Origin of the sequence: Shimia marina (assembly GCF_001458175.1) — a bacterium.
In the GTDB taxonomy this organism is placed as follows: Bacteria; Pseudomonadota; Alphaproteobacteria; order Rhodobacterales; family Rhodobacteraceae; genus Shimia; species Shimia marina.
Genome location: NZ_CYPW01000032.1, coordinates 7,661 through 27,115 on the forward strand (window position 1 = coordinate 7,661; position 19,455 = coordinate 27,115).

Sequence of the window (19,455 nt, forward strand, 5' to 3'; positions counted from 1 at the left end):
CATCCATTGGATGGCCGTCTTTGGTCGCGCGGATAATCTCATAGATCGCTGGAGGCAGGTCGCGCGCGGCTTTGAGGGCGGCATCAAAATCGGCAAGTTCAGCTTCCGTGGGCAGCTCGCCATGGATCAGGAGATAGCAGACCTCTTCAAACGTGGATTGGGTAGCGAGATCATGGATGGAATAGCCACGATAAGAGAGTTCCCCCTTGGCCCCGTCGATGTGACTGACGCCGGAGCGTTCGAAGTAAATACCCTTGAGACCGCGGTTGATCTTGACGTTTTCTGTCACGAGTGGCTCCTTAATTGCAGGAATTGGGGAGGAACAATGTCAGCACTAGAGACCGCCATCGCCGGTGCGAAAGCACGCAAATCACGGGTTGTGATGCCTGAAATGGAAGACGACCGGATTGCGCAAGCTGCGGAGCAGTTGCGGGCCGATGGGATTTGTGTGCCGGTGGCGCTGGGTAACAATACGAAAGCGTATGTATCTGCGTTGATGGCGGCGCGAGGCGTGAAAGAAGCGGTGGCGCGGCGGATGGTGGCGCGCCCGTTATATCGTGCCGCTGCCATGGTGGCCGTTGGTGAGGCAGATGCGATGGTAGCTGGGGCGGTTGCCTCTACCAAGAAAGTGATAGAAGCCGCCAGCATTGGCATTGGGCTGGACGATGGCGTGACGGTCCCAAGCTCTTTCTTTTTGATGCGGTTTCCCAGTGGGCGAGAGGTGATTTTTGCGGACTGCGGTTTGAATGTGGATCCGGAGGCCGAGGCGCTGGCGGCCATTGCGCAGGCGTCTGAGCGCTCAGGCAGAGCGTTATTAGGGACAGCGCGCGTGGCGCTCTTGTCATTTTCAACAGGCGCTTCTGGATCTGGGGCGAGTGTGGACAAGGTGCGCGCGGCTGCGGAGATCACGGGCTTTGTGGGGCCGGTGCAGGGGGATGCAGCGCTTAATCCAACTGTGGCGGAGAAGAAGGGGCTTGGAGCCGGGGATGCCAATGTTTTGGTGTTTCCATCTCTGGATGCGGGCAACATTGCATATAAATTGGCGCAGGAACTGGCTGGCGCGCAGGCTCTGGGCCCCATTCTCCAAGGGTTTCGCAAGCCTGTCTGTGATTTGAGCCGTGGCGCAACCGTGCAGGACATCGTGGATGCCACGGCGGTGACCCTCGCTTTGGCTTGATTTGAACTGGGCTGCACCTGTCGTGAAGGGCAGGTGCAGCCCGACTTTTCCGTCGGGCGGATTGATGTCATCCTCCCGAACACGGTGTTAGTGGCCTTGCTGAGGAACCATATCGGCAGGATCAATGCCGGCGACCGCAACGGGCTTCTTCATGGCATCGCGGCGGAAGGGTTCTCCGAGTTCCTGATTGATCATCGCTTCGATCAAGGTGGTTTTCCCGTGGGTCATCTGATCTTCCACAGCCTTGTTCAACGCGGCGGTCAATTCTTCCATCGTGCGCGCAACGACACCCTGCAGGCCGCAGGCCTGCGCGATCCCTGCATAAGAGACCTGAGTGTCCAGCTCTGTTCCAACGAAGTTGTCGTCATACCACAGGGTCGAATTGCGCTTCTCGGCACCCCATTGGTAGTTGCGGAAGACAACCTGCGTCACTGCGGGCCATTCTTCGCGGCCAATTGCTGTCAGCTCTGTGACCGCGATACCAAAGGCACCATCACCTGAGAAGCCGACCACGGGCACGTCTGGGCAGCCGATCTTCGCCCCAATGACAGAAGGCAGACCATAACCACAGGGACCAAACAGGCCTGGTGCCAGATACTTTCGGCCTGCGTCAAAATCTGGATAGGCGTTGCCGATGGCACAGTTGTTGCCGATATCGGAGCTGATGATGGCTTCGCGAGGGAGCGCGGATTGGATGGCGCGCCATGCCATGCGCGGGCTCATCCATTCAGGTTTGTCTGCGCGCGCGCGCTCATTCCAAGTGGTGCCGGGATCATCGTCTTCATGATCCATCGACGACAGCTGTTGTGCCCAAGCGGATTTTGTTTTGGCAATGTGGCTCTTACGGGCGTCGCGGCCTGCGTCACCTGCGGCTTCCGCCAGCTGTGTCAGGATGCCAGTTGCGACTTTGGCTGCATCCCCAACAATCCCGACATCGACTTTTTTGGTCAGACCAATACGGTTGGGGTTGATGTCCACCTGAATGATTTTGGCATCGGTCGGCCAGTACTCCATGCCATAGCCGGGCAGGGTGGAGAACGGATTCAATCGGGTGCCCAAGGCCAAGACCACATCCGCATCTTTGATAAGTTCCATGGCCGCTTTGGACCCGTTGTATCCAAGCGGGCCTGCGAACAGCGGGTGCGATCCGGGGAAGGCGTCATTGTGCTGGTAGCCGACACAGACGGGCGCATCGAGTTTCTCTGCCAGTGCCATGGACGCGTCAATGCCGCCTTTGGACAGCACAACACCGGCACCATTGAGCATGACAGGGTTTTTGGCTTCAGAGAGCAGAGCGGCGGCTTGTGCGACCGAATCTGTGCCGCCAGAGGAGGCTTCAAATTCCACAGGTTCTGGCAGCGTGATGTCGATCACCTGTGTCCAGACATCACGGGGGATGTTGATTTGAGCTGGGGCGCTGTGGCGCTTGGCCTGTGCGATCACGCGGGCCAGCACCTCGGCCACGCGGGACGGATCGCGCACTTCTTCCTGATAGGCGACCATGTCCTGAAACAGGGCCATTTGTTCGACTTCTTGAAAACCACCCTGACCAACGGTTTTGTTGGCAGCCTGTGGGGTCACCAGAAGCAGCGGGGTGTGGTTCCAATAGGCGGTTTTTACAGCGGTCACAAAGTTGGTGATGCCCGGGCCGTTCTGCGCAATCATCATCGACATTTTGCCGGTGGCGCGCGTGTAGCCATCTGCCATCATGCCGCCGGAGCCTTCATGCGCGCAGTCCCAAAATGTGATCCCCGCTTGCGGGAAAATGTCAGAAATCGGCATGAAGGCAGAGCCGATGATGCCAAAGACATGCTCAATGCCGTGTTTTTGAAGCACTTTTACAAAGGCTTCTTCGGTTGTCATTTTCATGAGGCGAACTCCATACTGCACCCACTTGAGGTAGGCGTGCTGTTTTGATGTGAAATTACGGTTTGGTGGTGTGGGGCGTTAGGGCCAGTTTGGCCATCCAGTTATGGCCAATTCTGTTCCTGGGAGAGGGCTCTTGCGATTTTGTCGATGCCTGCGGGTATGCGCTCTGCCGGAATGGAGGAATACCCTAGGCGATAGAAGTTCTGAGGTGGCGTGTCACTTGAGAAGAAGGATGCGCCCGGCTCGATCAATACGCCTTCTTGCTTGAGGTTTTGCGCGAAATGGGCGGCATTGGAGGCGCTGGGCCCCTGCATCCAGAATGAGGATCCGCCTTCGGCCCCTTTGCCTGCGACCAACAGGCCGGAATGGTCAATGGCTTCCTGCATAATGCTTCGGCGGCTTTTGAGCGCGTCTCTGATGCGGCGGATCAAGGCATCATAATGCCCTAGAGACAGGAAATAAGCTGCGGTTCGCTGAATGTGCCCTGGCGGGTGGCGCAGAACGGAGGCACGCAGTGCGCGGGCTTCGCGGATGAAGCTTTCACTGCCAACAAGATACCCCAGTCGCAGGCCGGGAAAGAGAGATTTGGAGAAGCTGCCGACGTAGATTACGCGCCCTTCGGTATCGAGAGATTTTAGCGCAGGTGAGGGGGCATCCACAAAGGACATTTCGAACTCGTAGTCGTCTTCAACAATCAGCGCGTCGATCTCTCGTGCGCGATCCAAAAGAGCCTGCCTGCGTGTCATGGGCATGGTGGCTGTGGTGGGGCATTGGTGGCTGGGGGTGGTGAAGATGACGTCGGATTCTTTGGGAATTCGGGCTGGGTCAAGGCCGTCCTTGTCCACATTGACAGGCTCCACATGACAGCGAGACTGGTTGAGAATATCGCGCAGCGCGTGGTAGCAGGGGTTCTCTATGGCGGCTGTGCGGCGTTGTGTCAGAAGCACCTGCGCCGCAATCCATAATGCATTTTGAGCGCCAAGTGTGATCAGGATTTCTTCGGGACGCGCAATGATGCCGCGGCGTGGCAATGTATTGCGCGCGATAAACTCGACCAATTCGGGATCATCCTGATCATAGTAGTCAGAGGTCAGAGCCGTAAAATCTTTTTGCCCAAGAGCTTGCAGAGCGCAGAGCCGCCAGTTGGCGTGATCGAACAAGCTTGGATCGGTTTGCCCATACACGAAAGGGTAGCGATAATTGGCCCAGTCTTTGGGTTTGTCCGGGGTCACCCCCCCTGTGAACCGACGCCCAAGAGCGCGGGACCAGTCGACCGTGTCTTCGCGCTCTTTGGGGGGCGAAAAACTTGGGGGAACAGGCGCGTTCTCACTGACGTAGTAGCCAGAGCGCCCGCGCGACGTCAGATAGTCATTGGCCAAAAGTTCGGTATAGGCGAGGGTGACGGTGATACGCGACACCCCCAAATGGCTTGCCAGTTTGCGTGAGGAGGGCAGTTTTTCTCCACGCCGAAATCGGCCAGAAAGAATGCCTTCTGCGATAAGTTGCTGAATTTGGGCCTGAAGTGTGCCCTGAGAGTCAGGTGAGAGGAAGAAGGTTTCAACCGAGATAGCCATAGTGGGACGCTATACTGGACTTATTTGGGTTGCAAACTGGACTTCGCCATTCGGGCTTCACAGTTCGTTTATGCTTGAGGCTAGCGGACGAGGCCGCGATCGCAGAGGTTTATCGTGGTGCGATTTGCAGAATGGGCGCGCGATCCAACCTGGTGGCACAGGGTGAAACTGGATGCCAAAGAGGAAGGCAAATGCGGCGTGTTTGAAAGTCAAACCTGTGTTTCAGCAGCGCAAAGTGGGGTGCGTTCAAGGGAGGACGGACAGCGCCCGACCTCCCTGGCGTTCGCAAAACAGATCAGCCGAAGACTTTGGTGAGCGCGTTGTCCACCGCATTTGTGATCGTGTCGATATCTGCGGCTGTGGCGATCAATGCAGGTGAGAAGGCAATGACGTTATTACGGCCCGGAACCGAGCGGTTGGCAGCGCCGATGATCACCCCTTGTGCGCCACAGTCTGCGACCACGGCGGCAATGTCTGCCTCATCTACAGGCTCTTTGGTCTCACGATCTTTGACCAACTCGCAGCCAAGGAAAAGTCCTTTGCCACGCACGTCACCGATGATGGTGTGTTTCTCCATGAGGGCCTTGAGATTGCCCATCATGCGTTCGCCCATAGCGGTGCAATTTTCCAGCAAACCTTCTTCTTCGATGATGGCCATGTTTTCCAGTGCGGCAGCCGGACCGGCGGTGCAGCCACCGAATGTGGAAATGTCCCGGAAATGATCCAGCTTGTCGGTTGGATCAGATTTGAACATTTCGAAGACTTCTTCTGTGGTGACCATACAGGAGATTGCGGCATATCCAGAGGCAACGCCTTTGGCCATGGTTACGAAGTCAGGCTTGATGCCGTAGTGCTGATAGCCAAACCAATGGGTGCCCGTGCGTCCAATGCCACAGACGACCTCATCAATATGGAGAAGGATGTCATATTCCTGACAGATCTCCTGTACGCGGTCCCAATACCCTTCAGGTGGGGTGATCACGCCGCCGCCTGCGGTGACGGGCTCCAGGCACAGAGCCCCCACGGTTTCTGGACCTTCTCTCAGGATCACATCTTCGATTTGATTGGCTGCGGCAATGCCAAAGTCACGACCGGAGAGGTGGCCAAGGCCCAGCTCATCTTTGCGGTACTCCATACAGTGTGGCACGCGGACAAAGTCCGGTGCAAAGGGGCCGTATTGCGCGTTGCGTTCGTCCTGTCCACCTGCAGACATGGCTGCGAGCGTAGAGCCGTGGTAGTCGCGATCACGGTATAGAATTTTGGTTTTCTTACCGCCGTATTTTTTGTGCGCGATCTGGCGGATCAGTTTGAAAGCCTTCTCATTGGCTTCTGACCCTGAGTTGCAATAGTAGACGCGGCTCATTCCCGGCATCTTTTCAATCAGTTTCTCTGCGTAAAGCGCACCGGGAATATTGCCGGCGGCATTTGCAAAATAGCACATCTTCATGAGGTTCTCGTGCACAGCATTGGCGATGCGTTCGCGGCCATAGCCCACGTTCACCGTCCAGACAGCGCCGGACACAGCATCAAGGTATTCTTTGCCGTTCTGATCCCAGACACGCATGCCTTTGCCTTCGATGATGATACGCGGATCATTGGTCTCAAAAGGCTTGTGTTGGATCAGGTGATGCCAAACATGGGCCTTGTCTGCTTTGACGACATGGCTGATGTCATTGTCTTTCAGAATGCCGTCCATGGCGGGAGACTCCTTAAAAAAACGCAACTTTGGCGTGCTGATTGACCCTCTACGGGCGATGTATCTCGATTTGCACGATATCCTCGCGACTTTTTCAAGCAGCTTTATAGGGCCAAAAGTTATATCTTTATAAGTCCAAAGGCTGCCAGCGTTCTCCTTTGAGAACTTCCCAAAGTGCCGCAAAGCCTTATTTTATATATGTTTCTATCAAATGGTCAAAATTTCAATCGATGGAGGCGCAGGGGGCGGAGCACATTGATTTGACCAAAAAAACATTGATCGGTCGGTGAATTTCCGCTCGGATTGAGAGGGACGCGTTTTGCTGACAGCTCAAAAAGAGATCATAAGATCCATTGGGTGCGGTTCATAACGCGCCACTACAGACAACGGGAGAATTGAAGATGAGTATCAAAAAAGTGCTTTTGGGCGCCACCGCATCCACGGCCATGCTGCTGGGGGCACAGGCCGCGACCGCAGAAATCACCGTCGCCTACTTTCTCGAATGGCCAATGCCATTCCAATACGCCAAGCAAACAGGCATGTATGAAGAAGCGCTGGGCACCACCATCAATTGGGTGAGCTTTGACACAGGTACAGCGATGAGTGCGGCCATGGCCTCTGGGGATGTGCAGATTTCGGTGAGCCAAGGGGTGCCGCCTTTTGTTGTCGCAGCCAGTGCAGGTCAGGATATCCAGATTGTTGACGTTGCTGTCAGCTATTCCGACAATGACAACTGTGTTGTCGCATCGGGCTTGGAAATCGACAAAGACAGCGCGGCAGAGCTCGCTGGCAAGAAAGTGGCCGTCCCTCTGGGAACCGCGGCGCATTATGGCTTCCTGAGCCAGATGAACCATTTTGGCGTTGATGTGGCTTCTATGGAAGTTGTGGATATGGCGCCGGCAGAAGGTGCCGCAGCGCTGGCTCAGGGGTCTTTGGATATGGCCTGTGGCTGGGGCGGTGCGTTGCGTCGTATGACCGAGCACGGCAATGTGCTTTTGACAGGCGCAGAGAAAGAAGAGCTGGGTATTCTGGTGTTTGATGCCACAACGGCCCCTGCTTCCTTCATCGCAGAAGAGGGCGACATGCTGGCGCAGTTCCTCGCAGTGACAGCCAAGGCAAATGCCATGTGGGCCGATGAAGCCAATCAGGCAAAAATGCTGCCGGTGATCGCCAAAGATGCCGGTATGGATGAAGAGGCCACGGCTTCGACACTGGCCACCTTCAAATTCCCAACAGTTGATGAGCAATTGAGCGGCGCATGGCTCGGCGGGACGGCGCAGAGCTTCATGCAAGGTGTTGCGGGCGTTTTTGTCGATGCCGGTTCTATCCCCGGTGCATTGGACAGCTATGACGGTACGGTGAACACCGCGCCCTTGGAAGCTGCAAAAGGGTTGTAAGCCTGACTGTGGGCTGGAGCCTGCCCCGAAAGGTGCTCCAGCCCTTTACCTATTCTTTCCCACGATATAGGCGGCCCACCGCCGTGCGCGTTGAGTGTTTTGCTTGACGTGCCCAATGACTGACAGGGACCATGACAGGATTATCTATTCAAAATCTGTCCATGCGGTTTGATTTGCCCAATGGTGGGCATGTTCAGGCGCTCAAGGACGTGAGCCTAGATCTCAAACAAGGGGAACTGTTGAGCGTATTGGGGCCATCAGGGTGTGGTAAGACCACCTTGCTCAATATTGTGGCAGGCTTTTTGGCCCCTACGGAAGGACAGATCGTCCTGAACGGCCACCAAGTGACCGGGCCTGATGCGGAACGCGGCATGGTGTTTCAGCAGGGCGCGCTGTTTGAGTGGATGAGCGTGCGGGACAATGTGAGCTTTGGGCCGGACATGAAGGGGATGCCCAAAGCGGAAAGCGCGGAAATCGTGGATCATCTGCTCGATGTGGTTGGGCTGCAGGACTTTAAAGAAAAGATGGTCTATGAGCTCTCTGGTGGGATGCAGCAACGGGTGGCGCTGGCCCGGTGTTTGGCCAATGACCCGGATGTCATCCTGATGGATGAACCGCTGGGTGCCTTGGATGCGCTCACGCGGGAGAAAATGCAGAGCCTCGTCCTCAAGCTTTGGAAAGAGACGGGTAAGACGATCATTCTCATTACGCACTCGGTTGAAGAAGCGCTGTTGCTGGGCGAGCGGTTGTTGGTGATGGCGCCACGTCCGGGGCGCATACACAAGGAATACCGCCTGCCTTTTGCAGATATGGGCGTGGGGGCGGATTTGCGTGAGGTGAAGAAACACCCCGACTATGCGCCAACCCGCGAAGAGATCCTCAACATGATCTGGAACATGGAAGAAGAGATCATGGGCCGCACAGAGGAGAGCGCATAAATGGGACAGATTATTGCAGATCTCGGCGGCGAGTTGATCACGCTGTTTTTGTCGGTGCTGGGCATGTTGCCGTATCTGGCACTGTACATCGGGCTCATTCTATTTGCGCTGTTTGTCTATACACAGATCAAGCATCGGCTGTCGCCTGTTCAAGATTTTACCTCCCTGAAAACGGTGACATTTGGCGATGAAAGTGCCGTGGTGTCCAACAAGGCGGCTTCTGTCATCTCGGTTGTTTTGATTTTTGTCATCTGGGGGGCATTCACAGGATCCGCTTGGTTGCCAAAGTTCCTGCACGCTCCGGGACCGTTTCTGGGCGATGCGCGCTTTACCTATACGCTTGAGACAGCGGATGGTGAAACCGCGCAGGCGCAGGTTGCGGTTCGGGTGCATGAAGCAGGGCAGAAGCCCGATGCGCCTGTGGTGGATGGAAACGAAGGGCTGGCGCAGAATGACACGCTGGTTGTTCAGGCCTATCGCTCCAAGCTGCTGCGATGGGATGCCAATGATGTGGTCACGCGCAAAGATGGGGCAAAGATCGTTGCGGTGAACGCGACACCGATCAGCCGCGACGCGGATGTGGATGTGGGCTTTGGCCGTGTGGCCCTTACGGATAAGGGCACGCTGAACTTTGAACCGGACAAGGGCTGGCAGATGGAAAACATCTGGCTGCCTGCTCCAGAGAGCGTGTGGCAAAGACTCATTTCAGTCAGCCGTGATGGGTATCAGAATGTCACGCTGGCTGAGCATCTCAGCTATTCGTTGTTTCGCGTGATTGTTGGGTTTGCCTTGGGCGCCGCGGTGGGTATCCCGCTGGGCTATGCCATGGGGCTGTCAAACTGGTTCCGAGGGTGGTTTGATCCGATCGTCGAATTTATGCGCCCAGTGCCACCACTGGCATTGATTCCCTTGGTGATTATTTGGGCGGGGATCGGCGAGCAGGGTAAGATCATCCTGCTGTTTTTGGCGGCGCTTTGGATTATGGCAATTGGCGCACGCTCCGGCGTGTCCGGTGTGAAAATCTCAAAAGTGCATGCCGCCTATTCGCTTGGCGCAAGTAAGCGTCAGATTTTGCGCCATGTGATCATTCCGAATTCGTTGCCTGAAATTTTCACCGCGGCGCGGGTGGCCATGGGGGTCTGCTGGGGCACGGTTGTGGCCGCAGAGCTGGTTGCTGCGGAAAAGGGGGTGGGGAAGATGATTGTGTCTGCCTCCAAGTTTCAGGACACGGATATTGTTTTGATGGGCATTATCCTGATTGGCATTATTGGCTTTGGCATCGATATGTTGATGCGCTGGGCGGAACAATACCTCGTGCCCTGGAAAGGCAAAGGCTGAGCGTTGGGCAGGAGGGGCCAGCCCCTCTTGGCCTTGCGGCCAATTCACCTCGGGATATTGAAGGCCAAATGAAGGGGCGGATGGTAGCATCGGCTCCTTTTCCCGTTGTGTCGCGCTGCTTGACAAGTTGGCGGGATGTCTTATGTGGGGCGGGTTGCTGCGCAGCCGCGTGAGCAGGCCGCGCCGGGTTTTCTGAGACCGAACGGGCGCATCAGTGACAGATTTCGTTCCCATCACGCAGGGTTCTGACGGACAGGCCGGATGGCACAGAATACGTCTGTGTCGTGGCGGTGCTGCCTTACCCTGTTGCTTCTCCTTTGCGGGAGGTGGCGTTGGCCGTGCCTGAGTGTGCGGCATGAAAGGACATAGACATGTCGACATTTGACGGATTGGGACTGTCGCCGACTTTGCTCAAGGGCTTGAAAGCGGCCGGCTTTGATGCGCCGACCCCTATTCAACAAAAAGCCATTCCACTGGCTTTGGAAGGTCATGACATATTGGGGCTTGCGCAGACCGGAACGGGCAAATCTCTGGCCTTTGGCCTTCCTATGATGGATCAGTTGCTGGCAAAACGTGGCAAACCAGCCCCTAAGACCGTGAAGGCCTTGGTGTTGGCGCCGACGCGCGAGCTGGTCAATCAGATTGCGGACAACCTGCGCCCGATGGTGCAGGGTACGCCGATGAAAGTGATGACGGTTGTCGGCGGGCAGTCCATCAATCGCCAGATTTCTATGTTATCGCGTGGCACAGATATTCTTGTGGCCACGCCGGGACGTTTGATTGACCTGTTGGATCGGCGCGAAATTGACCTGTCGACGGTGGGGTATCTTGTGCTCGATGAAGCGGATCAGATGCTTGACATGGGTTTCATCCATTCGCTGCGCAAAATTGCGCCTCATCTGGGCACGCCGCGCCAGACCATGCTGTTTTCTGCAACCATGCCCAAACAGATGGAAGAGCTGAGCCGCGCTTATCTCAGCGATCCCAAGCGCGTGGAAATTGCGCCGCCCGGCAAGACGGCGGATAAGATTGCCCAATCTGTTGAGTTTCATGAAAAGGCTGAGAAGCGCGAACGGCTGCGGGAAATCCTGTCTGAGAATATGGGGGAGAGCACGCTGATTTTCTCGCGTACCAAACATGGTGCGGAGCGGATGAAGAAGCAGCTGGTGGCTGAAGGGTTCAATGCGGCTTCGATCCATGGCAACAAAAGTCAGGGCCAGCGGGACCGTGCAATTGAAGCCTTTCGCAATGGTGAGGTGACGGTGTTGGTCGCAACGGATGTTGCCGCGCGTGGCATTGATATTCCGGTGATTTCGTTGGTTATCAATTTTGATTTGCCCAATGTGGCGGAAAGCTATGTGCACCGCATTGGGCGCACTGCCCGTGCCGGGCGCGATGGGCGCGCGATATCCTTCTGCGCTGCGGATGAACGGGACTACCTGAAGGACATTGAGAAGCTGATTGGCCGCCGATTTGATCGGCCTGAAGGGGAACCTGAGGAGCCCAAGAAACAGTATGGGCGTGGGCCGCGCTCAGGTGGCGGCGGAAAGTCTCGAAACCGAGGTCGTGGCTCGGGGCAAAAAGCGGCTCAGAGTCCGTCTGAGACCGCAGCACGTAAAGGGGATGGCGCCAAGCCCAACACACGCCGTCCGCGTCGCCGGCGCAATCGCGCAGGAAAACCTGCGGCGTAGAGCGCAGCAGGTTCCGTCTAGACTGGGTCTGATTTACACACCTATAAGATGTAGCTGGTAGTATTTGCTTGAGCTTATGCCCCTGTGGGGCATAGGCGCGCTCAATGCTGGCGTACTGTTGTTTGAAAGGATCTGGGTGTGACGAAAAGGAAATTGGCTGCGGTGTGGTTGGCGACGGCTTTGTTGGCTGTAACGTCTTGCGGAACCACCTATGAGTTGCCCAGTATAAGCGCGGAGCAGACCTCTCGTGCAAAACAGCTTTTTGCCGAGGGTCAGGCACAAACTGCCCGCGCGCCGATGTCCACATCTGCTGCTGAACGGCGTTTCAATCGGGTGCGGGCGAAAATTGTACCCACAGGCAGGGCTGTTTGTGAGGCTGCGACAGCCGATCGCGGTGATTTTGAGTGTAATGTCACAGTCGAAATTGATCGGGAGATGAAGAGCCGAAATGCTTACTTTACCTATGAAAAATCCGGTCCTGTCATTCGGCTGAGCATGCCTTTGCTGCAAGACAGCGCAAATGACGACGAAGTGGCCTTTGTCATGGGGCACGAATATGGGCATTTGATCGGGCGCCATATCGACAAGCAGCAGCAACAGGCTTTGGCTGGTGCGCTCATTCTTGGCACCCTGGCGGCTGCTGCAGGGGCGTCAAATGGCAATTCATATGATCCGCTGCTTGTTGAAAGTAGCATGGCGCTTGGCGCTGCGGCTGGCGGCATGGCCTACTCTCAAGCCTATGAGTTGGAGAGTGATACGCTCGGAACCCGCATTGCTTATATGGCTGGGTATGATCCAGTGGCGGGGGCGCGGTATTTTGCACGCCCCGAAGGGGATCGTCTGGACACGGGAAAGTTGAGTTTTTGGGGGACCCATCCGCCAGACGAAAAGCGGGTGGCGACGGTATTGGCCACGGTGTCGCAGATTGAAGCTCAACAGGCGTTGCAGAAAAAGTAGTGTGTTCAAAACGAAAAAAGCGCCGGACGATTGCCCGGCGCTTTTTCTTCTGTCCTGAGAGATGATCAGTTCAGTGGCACGCCGGAGATAGCTTTGGTTTCACAGAACTCTTCTAGCCCCCATGTGCCGCCTTCGCGGCCGTTGCCGGATTGGCCGTAGCCGCCGAACGGCGAGCCGTTGACGCGGGAGATGCCGTTTGTTTCCACCATGCCAGAACGCACTTGGCGGGCCACGCGTAGGCGTTTCTCGTCATCCTGTGTCTGGATGTAGTTGGTCAGGCCATAGACCGTGTCATTGGCCATTTGCACGGCTTGTGCTTCGTCTTCAAAAGGCGAGATGGCGAGGACCGGGCCGAAAATCTCTTCGCGGTAGATGGTCATCTCTGGGGTCACGTCGGCAAAGACCGTGGGGCGCACATAGTACCCTTTGTTGACACCTTCCGGTCGTCCCAAACCACCCGCGACAAGGGTTGCACCCTCTTTGATACCGGTCTCGATCAGCCCTTGGATTTTGTTGAACTGGAGTTCCGACACGACCGGCCCAATGTGGCGACCGGCCTCAGTGGTGGCGCCCACTTGTGTGGCTTCTGCGGCGGCTTTGGCCTGTTCTACGGCGTCGGCATAGCGCCCGCTTTCGACCATCATACGTGTTGGTGCGTTGCAGGATTGGCCAGAGTTTTGCATGCAGTGGATCACGCCACGTTTGACGGCTTTTTCATCTGCATCCGCAAAGATGATGTTGGCCCCTTTGCCGCCCAGTTCGAGGCTGACGCGCTTGAGCGTGTCAGCGGCGGCTTTGGAGATGGCGATGCCAGCGCGCGTTGAGCCGGTGAAGGACACCATGTCAACGCCCGGATGTGCGGAGAGTTGTGATCCAACGCCAACGCCATCTCCGTTGACCATGTTGAAAACACCGGCGGGGAAGCCAGCTTCATCCATCATTTCGGCAAAGAGAATAGAGGACAGTGGCGCGATTTCGGAGGGCTTTAGAACCATGGTGCAGCCCACCAGAAGCGCGGGGATTGCCTTCAGGAACACTTGGTTCATTGGCCAGTTCCATGGGGTGATCATTGCACAGACGCCAATCGGCTCTTTGCGCATACGATCCGCGCCCATGGCGTATTCAAACTCAAAGCTTTCCAAGGCTTGCAGGAAGCCATCCAAATGCCAAACGCCAGCGCCCCATTGGTTGTTCGTTGCCAGATCTTTTGGCGCGCCCATTTCCAGACGCATGGCCTCTGCCATGTCTTCACGGCGCGCTGTGTAGATGTCGCGCAGCTTTTTCACCAAAGAAACGCGCTCCTCCAGCGGTGTCTCGGCCCAGGCAGGGAAAGCGGCGCGCGCGGCTGCAACCGCGGCATCCGTATCGGCCTGATCCCCCAAGGAGATCACGGCGCAGACCTCTTCGGTGGCCGGGTCAATGACATTGAGGTCATTGGCTGCAACAGGATTGACCCATTGGCCGTTGATGTAGAATTGGCGTTTCTCGATCATGGTGTTCACTCCCTCTCGATCTTGACGCCACTGTGCCGAGCAAATTTGAGCCCCGCAAGTGGCTGGACGTCCGGTTACAATAAATTTGATCAAATTATTTCTGGCACAGAGGGGGTGGCGTTCATGGGAGACAGATGTAGTCTGCGCTATGTCGCATTGCGGCGTCGAAACCTATTTTTGCACATTGGCCCAGCCCGCGCGTTTTGGCGCGCCTGCCTTTGGTCACTGTGTGGCATGTGCACCCAAGTAAAAGGAGGGACCCATGGGCCTTCGTATCAATGATGTTGTGCCGAATTTTACGGCAGAAACCGATCAGGGAACGGTCACTTTTCACGATTGGATCGGCGAAAGCTGGGCGATTTTGTTCTCGCACCCCAAAGACTTTACGCCCGTCTGCACCACCGAATTTGGAGCCGTGGCTCAGTTGGCGGACGAATGGGCGAAACGCGGCACGAAAGTGATTGGCGTTTCCGTCGATGGCGTTGAGGAGCACAAAGGCTGGAAGAAGGATATTGAATCCTACGCCAGCGCCGATGCTGGCTTCCCAATCATCGCCGATGAGGGGCTGGCTGTTTCCAAAGCGTTCGATATGTTGCCTGCGGAAGCTTATTTGCCAGATGGGCGCACGCCTGCGGATAGTGCGACAGTGCGTTCTGTGTTCATTATTGGCCCAGACAAGCAACTGAAGTTGTCTATGACTTACCCAATGAATGTTGGTCGGAACTTCGCGGAAGTTTTGCGTGCGTTGGATGGGCTGCAGACCGCAGCCAAAGAGAACGTAGCCACCCCTGCAAATTGGACCCCGGGCGGTGATGTGGTGATTCCGGTCGCCGTGAGCGACGAGGACGCCAAAGCAAAATACGGTGAATTCACCACGCATTTTCCGTATCTTCGAACTGCGAAATTGCCTGAATAAGGCATTTCCGGAGCAATTTTGATATTGCTCTTTTTGCACCTTATCCTCAGCGCACTGCCAAGTTATTGGCGGTGCGTTTATTTTTCAGATTGAGCCCTGTGGCATCTTGCGTGGTCGCAAAATGGTGACTGTGACGCAAAGAATGCCTGCTGATCGCTCAGAAAATGACCAGAGTTAATCTGGTAGAAACCGGTCAGCGTGCAGATAGGTTGCATGATGCGATTTGCCCAATATCTCCCCGTGGTCCTTGCGGGTGTGTTTTGTGTGACGGTTTTACCCGTCATGACAATGGTTGGCGCGCCTTTAAAAGAAGGTGGCCCCAGGGTGATCGTCGCGGGTCCAGGAGTTGACCTGACTAACTTGGTTGAAGTGTCCGGTGGCTGGGTGGTGGGCGTATCACGTGCGCCTCTTGCCATAATGGGGACATCTGACGCCGAAGATTTCGACATGCGACTTAAATTGAATGGGGCATGGGCCATCCTCGACGGCGACGCGCTGGCTTGGCTCTGCGATGTGAAGACATGAAAGAACATCCCAAATTGGTGAAATCTCGCCAAACAGGCGTAAAAGTTTTGGCGATCGTGGCAGCTCTGCTCGGCGTTGTTGCGGTCGGGGTCGGGGCTATGCTCGGCGGCAATGTACCAGTGATCACCGGTGGATCGGCGATACTTGTTGGGTTGGCAGTTTACGCCACGCGCCTTGGTGGCGGTCTCGCTGCGCGTTTGAGCGTATCTGTCGCATGTTGTGGGCAGATTATGGTGCTGTTGGCGGCGATGGCGGGCCATCCGTGGCAGCTCGACATTCACATGATGTTCTTTGCCATGTTGGCAATGATTTCCATGTTGATTTGTCCCGTTTCAATTGTCGCCGCCGCAGGTGTTATTGCGCTGCACCATTTGAGCATGACCTTCCTTCTACCCTCCTTGGTGTACCCTTCGGTAGATTTGCTTGAAAATGTCGGGCGCACAGCGCTTCATGCTGTGATCGTCGTGGCCGAGACAGGAATCCTTGTCGGCTCGGTGATCAACTATAAGCGTCAGTTGGAGGCGCTGAGCAAAGAACAGTCCGCACAAGCCGAGTTGATGGATACCGTTCGCGAAGAGAAGGCGCTGATTGAGGCTAAAGAGAAAGCGCAATCACACGTGGTAGAAACGTTGCATGAGCGTTTGACTCGTATTTCTCAAGGCAACCTAGATGCCTTCATTGATGACAAATTCGCCGATGGCTACGAAGACCTGCGCAAGAGCTTCAATGACTCCGTGCAGTCTCTTGGGGGGATTGTGAGTTCGGTGACCAAGATTTCCAGTCAGATTGAAATCGATAGCCGCGAGCTTTCTGAAGTGTCTTTGAACGTAGCACACAGCACGGAAAAGCAAGCTGGCGAGTTGCAACATGTCACAGAAGCCGTAGAGCATATCGCGGAGGCCATGAAAGGCGCGGTTGGCAAAGCGATGGACACGCAAAAGCGCTTTGACAACACAACGCACCTTACACGCAATGGCACGGATGTGGTGCGCCAAGCTGTGTCCACCATGGATGAAATCGAGGCCAGCTCCAGTCAAATTGACCATGTGGTGACGCTGATTGAAGACATTGCTTTCCAAACAAATCTTCTCGCTTTGAACGCAGGTGTGGAAGCCGCGCGTGCGGGTGAAGCGGGGGCCGGTTTTGCCATTGTGGCGTCAGAGGTGCGTGAATTGGCGCATCGCTCTGCGGAAGCCGCTCAGAACATCAATGGATTGATCTCTCAGAGCAACGGCCACGTTGCGAGCGGTGTTTCATTGGTGCGAGAAGTTGGTGTTGCGCTTGAGACCATCTTGAACGACGTGAGTGAAGTGCGCGGAAATATCGCGGAAATCTCTGAAATTTCGGACAAGCAGGCACAATCCGTGGCCCAAATCCGCGACAGTATGCAAACGATTGGCTCCGAGACGCAGGCCAATGCAGCGCGGTCTGAAGAAGCCTCTGCGGCGACCTCAAGCCTTGATATGGCTGTGGATCGCCTGGTGGATGGGCTGTCAGGGTTCCGTGTGGCTGATGAAGCTCGACAAGAGCGTGTCTCTGAAGCTGATCTGGATGAGGAATGGGCGGCAGCTTGATCTCCGAGCACCCTTTCAAAAAAAAGCCCCGGTTTTGCAACCGGGGCTTTTTTATTTCAGAATAGAGGAAGAGCTTAGTCTTCTTTCTTCTCTTTTTTCTCTGGAACGATCTCTTCGCCGGTTTCCTGATCCACAATTTTCATGGACAGGCGCACCTTGCCGCGGTCGTCAAAGCCAAGCAGTTTGACTTTCACTTCCTGACCTTCCTTCAGAACGTCGGAAGGATGGTTCAGGCGGCGGTTCTCGATTTGAGACACGTGCACCAGACCGTCGCGCTTGCCGAAGAAGTTCACGAAGGCACCGAAGTCGACGATTTTCACAACTTTACCGGTGTAAACCGCGCCTTCTTCCGGCTCTGCCACGATCGCGTGGATCATGTCGTAGGCCTTCTGGATCGAGTCGCCGTTTGGCGATGCGATCTTGATCACGCCTTCGTCGTTGATATCGACTTTGGCGCCGGAGACTTCGACGATCTCGCGGATCACTTTACCACCGGAGCCGATCACTTCGCGGATCTTGTCGGTTGGGATGTTCATGGTCTCGATGCGAGGCGCGTGGACGGAGAATTCCGATGCGCCGGAGAGAGATTTGTTCATCTCGCCCAGGATGTGCATACGGCCTTCTTTGGCCTGTGCGAGCGCTTTTTCCATGATCTCAGGTGTGATGCCTGCGACTTTGATGTCCATCTGCAGCGAGGTGATGCCGTTTTCGGTCCCTGCCACTTTGAAGTCCATATCGCCCAGGTGATCTTCGTCACCCAGGATGTCGGTCAGGATCGCGTAGTCACCGCTGTCTTCCAGAATGAGGCCCATGGCCACACCGGCAACGGCGGATTTCAGGGGCACACCTGCGTCCATCATGGACAGGGAGCCACCGCAAACGGACGCCATGGAGGAAGAGCCGTTGGATTCGGTGATCTCGGATACCACGCGCACGGTGTATGGGAAATCGGTTGCCGCTGGCAGAACCGCCTGCAGCGCACGCCATGCCAATTTGCCGTGGCCGATTTCGCGACGGCCGGGAGGGCCCACGCGGCCAGCTTCACCTACGGAATAGGGAGGGAAGTTGTAGTGCAGCAGGAAGTTGGAGCGGAAGTTGCCGTGCAGCGCGTCGATGATCTGTTCATCGTCGCCGGTGCCCAGAGTGGTCACAACCAGCCCCTGTGTTTCACCACGGGTGAACAGAGCGGAGCCGTGGGTCCGTGGCAGCATGCCGGTTTCACAGACGATGTCGCGGACTTCGTCGGTTTTACGGCCGTCAATACGGGTGCCGGTTTTCACAACATCGCCACGCAGGATGCCTGCTTCGAGCTTTTTCAGCGCGGAACCGAGGTTCGCGTCTTCCAGTTGCTCTTCGGACAGAGCTGCTTTGATCGCGTCACGGGCAGCGGCCACAGCGGAGGTGCGCTCCTGCTTGTCACGCAGAGCGAAGGCTGCGCGCATCTGCTCTTCACCAGCGGCTTTTACCGCTTCAAACAGGTCGGCGTACTCTGGTGGCTGGAAGTCAAACGGCTCTTTGGCCGCTTCTTCAGCCAGATCGATGATCAGATCGATCACCGGCTGGATGTTTTCATGGGCGAAGTTCACTGCGCCGAGCATCTCTGCTTCGGTCAACTCATAAGCTTCAGATTCCACCATCATCACGGCATCTTTGGTGCCGGCCACAACCAGATCCAGACGCTGATCTGGGTTGGTGCGCAGATCCTGCATGTCGTCAACGGTTGGGTTCAGAACGTATTCGCCGTCTTCATACCCAACACGTGCGCCAGCGATTGGGCCCATGAATGGCGCACCAGAGATGGTCAGCGCGGCAGAGGCTGCGATCATTGCCACGATGTCAGGGTCGTTGACCATGTCGTGCGACAGCACGGTGCACATCACCAGAACTTCGTGTTTGAAGCCATCCACAAACAGCGGGCGGATCGGACGGTCGATCAGGCGCGCGGTCAGGGTTTCTTTTTCAGTTGGGCGCGCTTCGCGCTTAAAGAAGCCACCCGGCACTTTACCAGCGGCATAGTATTTTTCTTGGTAGTGTACGGTCAGTGGGAAGAAGTCCTGACCCGGCTTTGGTGACTTAGCAAAAGTCACGTTGGCCATAACGGATGTCTCGCCCAGAGTGGCGATCACGGACCCGTCGGCCTGACGGGCAACTTTACCCGTTTCCAGTGTGAGCGTCTCTTCGCCCCACTGCATGGATTTCTTTGTTACTTCGAACATCATCGTATCCTGTCTGGGAGCTCTCCTAGGCGTATCCCAGGTCTCCCGTTTGAAATGGTGGCCCCATTGCCACCGATCCCCGTTATCTTGCTTC

General features: G+C 56.0%; 15 protein-coding genes. 9 read left to right on the plus strand and 6 right to left on the minus strand.

Translation table 11 applies throughout. From position 1 onward, the window contains the following. The coding region (locus SHM7688_RS20095; RefSeq protein WP_306341274.1) for a citrate/2-methylcitrate synthase at positions 1–289 on the minus strand (289 nt) is incomplete at its 3' end. Between the two features lie 36 nt (positions 290–325). Between SHM7688_RS20095 and SHM7688_RS16270 the strand changes: the two genes are divergently transcribed. Beyond that, positions 326–1,177 (plus strand): phosphate acyltransferase, encoded by an 852-nt coding sequence (locus tag SHM7688_RS16270; RefSeq protein WP_058241013.1) that lies wholly within the window; start codon positions 326–328, stop codon positions 1,175–1,177. Positions 1,178–1,264: 87 nt separating this feature from the next. On the opposite strand, the gene xsc is transcribed toward SHM7688_RS16270, so the two are convergent. From xsc to SHM7688_RS16290, 3 genes are all read right to left on the minus strand, one after another. Beyond that, positions 1,265–3,046: a sulfoacetaldehyde acetyltransferase gene (gene xsc / locus SHM7688_RS16275; RefSeq protein WP_058241014.1), complete on the minus strand. Its 1,782-nt coding sequence runs from the start codon at positions 3,044–3,046 to the stop codon at positions 1,265–1,267. A gap of 101 nt (positions 3,047–3,147) precedes the next feature. Then, positions 3,148–4,620 carry a MocR-like pyridoxine biosynthesis transcription factor PdxR gene (gene pdxR / locus SHM7688_RS16280; protein ID WP_058241015.1) on the minus strand — a complete coding sequence of 491 codons (1,473 nt, stop codon included), beginning with the start codon at positions 4,618–4,620 and terminating at the stop codon, positions 3,148–3,150. 295 nt (positions 4,621–4,915) lie between these two features. Beyond that, a complete protein-coding gene (locus tag SHM7688_RS16290) occupies positions 4,916–6,316 on the minus strand; it encodes an aminotransferase family protein (RefSeq protein ID WP_058241017.1) in 1,401 nt (466 codons plus the stop codon). Between the two features lie 401 nt (positions 6,317–6,717). On the opposite strand from SHM7688_RS16290, the gene SHM7688_RS16295 reads away from it, so the two are divergent. The 5 genes from SHM7688_RS16295 (at position 6,718) to SHM7688_RS16315 (ending at position 12,637) form a co-directional block, all read left to right on the plus strand. Then, entirely contained in the window at positions 6,718–7,713 is a 996-nt protein-coding gene (locus SHM7688_RS16295; protein WP_058241018.1) for a taurine ABC transporter substrate-binding protein, read from the plus strand. A 131-nt stretch (positions 7,714–7,844) separates the two neighbouring features. Next, entirely contained in the window at positions 7,845–8,651 is an 807-nt protein-coding gene (locus SHM7688_RS16300; RefSeq protein WP_058241019.1) for a taurine ABC transporter ATP-binding protein, read from the plus strand. 63 nt (positions 8,652–8,714) lie between these two features. Continuing rightward, a complete protein-coding gene (locus SHM7688_RS16305) occupies positions 8,715–9,989 on the plus strand; it encodes an ABC transporter permease (RefSeq protein ID WP_058241188.1) in 1,275 nt (424 codons plus the stop codon). A 371-nt stretch (positions 9,990–10,360) separates the two neighbouring features. Then, positions 10,361–11,680, plus strand: a complete 1,320-nt coding sequence (locus SHM7688_RS16310; protein WP_058241020.1) for a DEAD/DEAH box helicase — start codon at positions 10,361–10,363, stop codon at positions 11,678–11,680. Between the two features lie 138 nt (positions 11,681–11,818). Further along, positions 11,819–12,637, plus strand: coding sequence for a M48 family metallopeptidase (locus SHM7688_RS16315; protein ID WP_223229240.1), 819 nt, complete (start codon positions 11,819–11,821; stop codon positions 12,635–12,637). A 65-nt stretch (positions 12,638–12,702) separates the two neighbouring features. Here SHM7688_RS16315 and SHM7688_RS16320 read toward each other — a convergent pair whose 3' ends face one another. Further along, positions 12,703–14,130: an aldehyde dehydrogenase family protein gene (locus SHM7688_RS16320; protein ID WP_058241189.1), complete on the minus strand. Its 1,428-nt coding sequence runs from the start codon at positions 14,128–14,130 to the stop codon at positions 12,703–12,705. Between the two features lie 262 nt (positions 14,131–14,392). Between SHM7688_RS16320 and SHM7688_RS16325 the strand changes: the two genes are divergently transcribed. The 3 genes from SHM7688_RS16325 (at position 14,393) to SHM7688_RS16335 (ending at position 17,145) form a co-directional block, all read left to right on the plus strand. After that, a complete protein-coding gene (locus tag SHM7688_RS16325; RefSeq protein ID WP_058241022.1) occupies positions 14,393–15,046 on the plus strand; it encodes a peroxiredoxin in 654 nt (217 codons plus the stop codon). Between the two features lie 213 nt (positions 15,047–15,259). Further along, a complete protein-coding gene (locus SHM7688_RS16330) occupies positions 15,260–15,571 on the plus strand; it encodes a hypothetical protein (protein WP_058241023.1) in 312 nt (103 codons plus the stop codon). Beyond that, positions 15,568–17,145, plus strand: coding sequence for a methyl-accepting chemotaxis protein (locus tag SHM7688_RS16335; protein ID WP_058241024.1), 1,578 nt, complete (start codon positions 15,568–15,570; stop codon positions 17,143–17,145). The genes SHM7688_RS16330 and SHM7688_RS16335 overlap by 4 nt, the downstream gene beginning before the upstream one ends. Positions 17,146–17,219: 74 nt before the next feature. On the opposite strand, the gene pnp is transcribed toward SHM7688_RS16335, so the two are convergent. Continuing rightward, complete coding sequence (pnp, locus tag SHM7688_RS16340; protein ID WP_058241190.1) at positions 17,220–19,361, minus strand: polyribonucleotide nucleotidyltransferase; 2,142 nt, start codon at positions 19,359–19,361, stop codon at positions 17,220–17,222. Positions 19,362–19,455 lie beyond the last annotated feature (94 nt).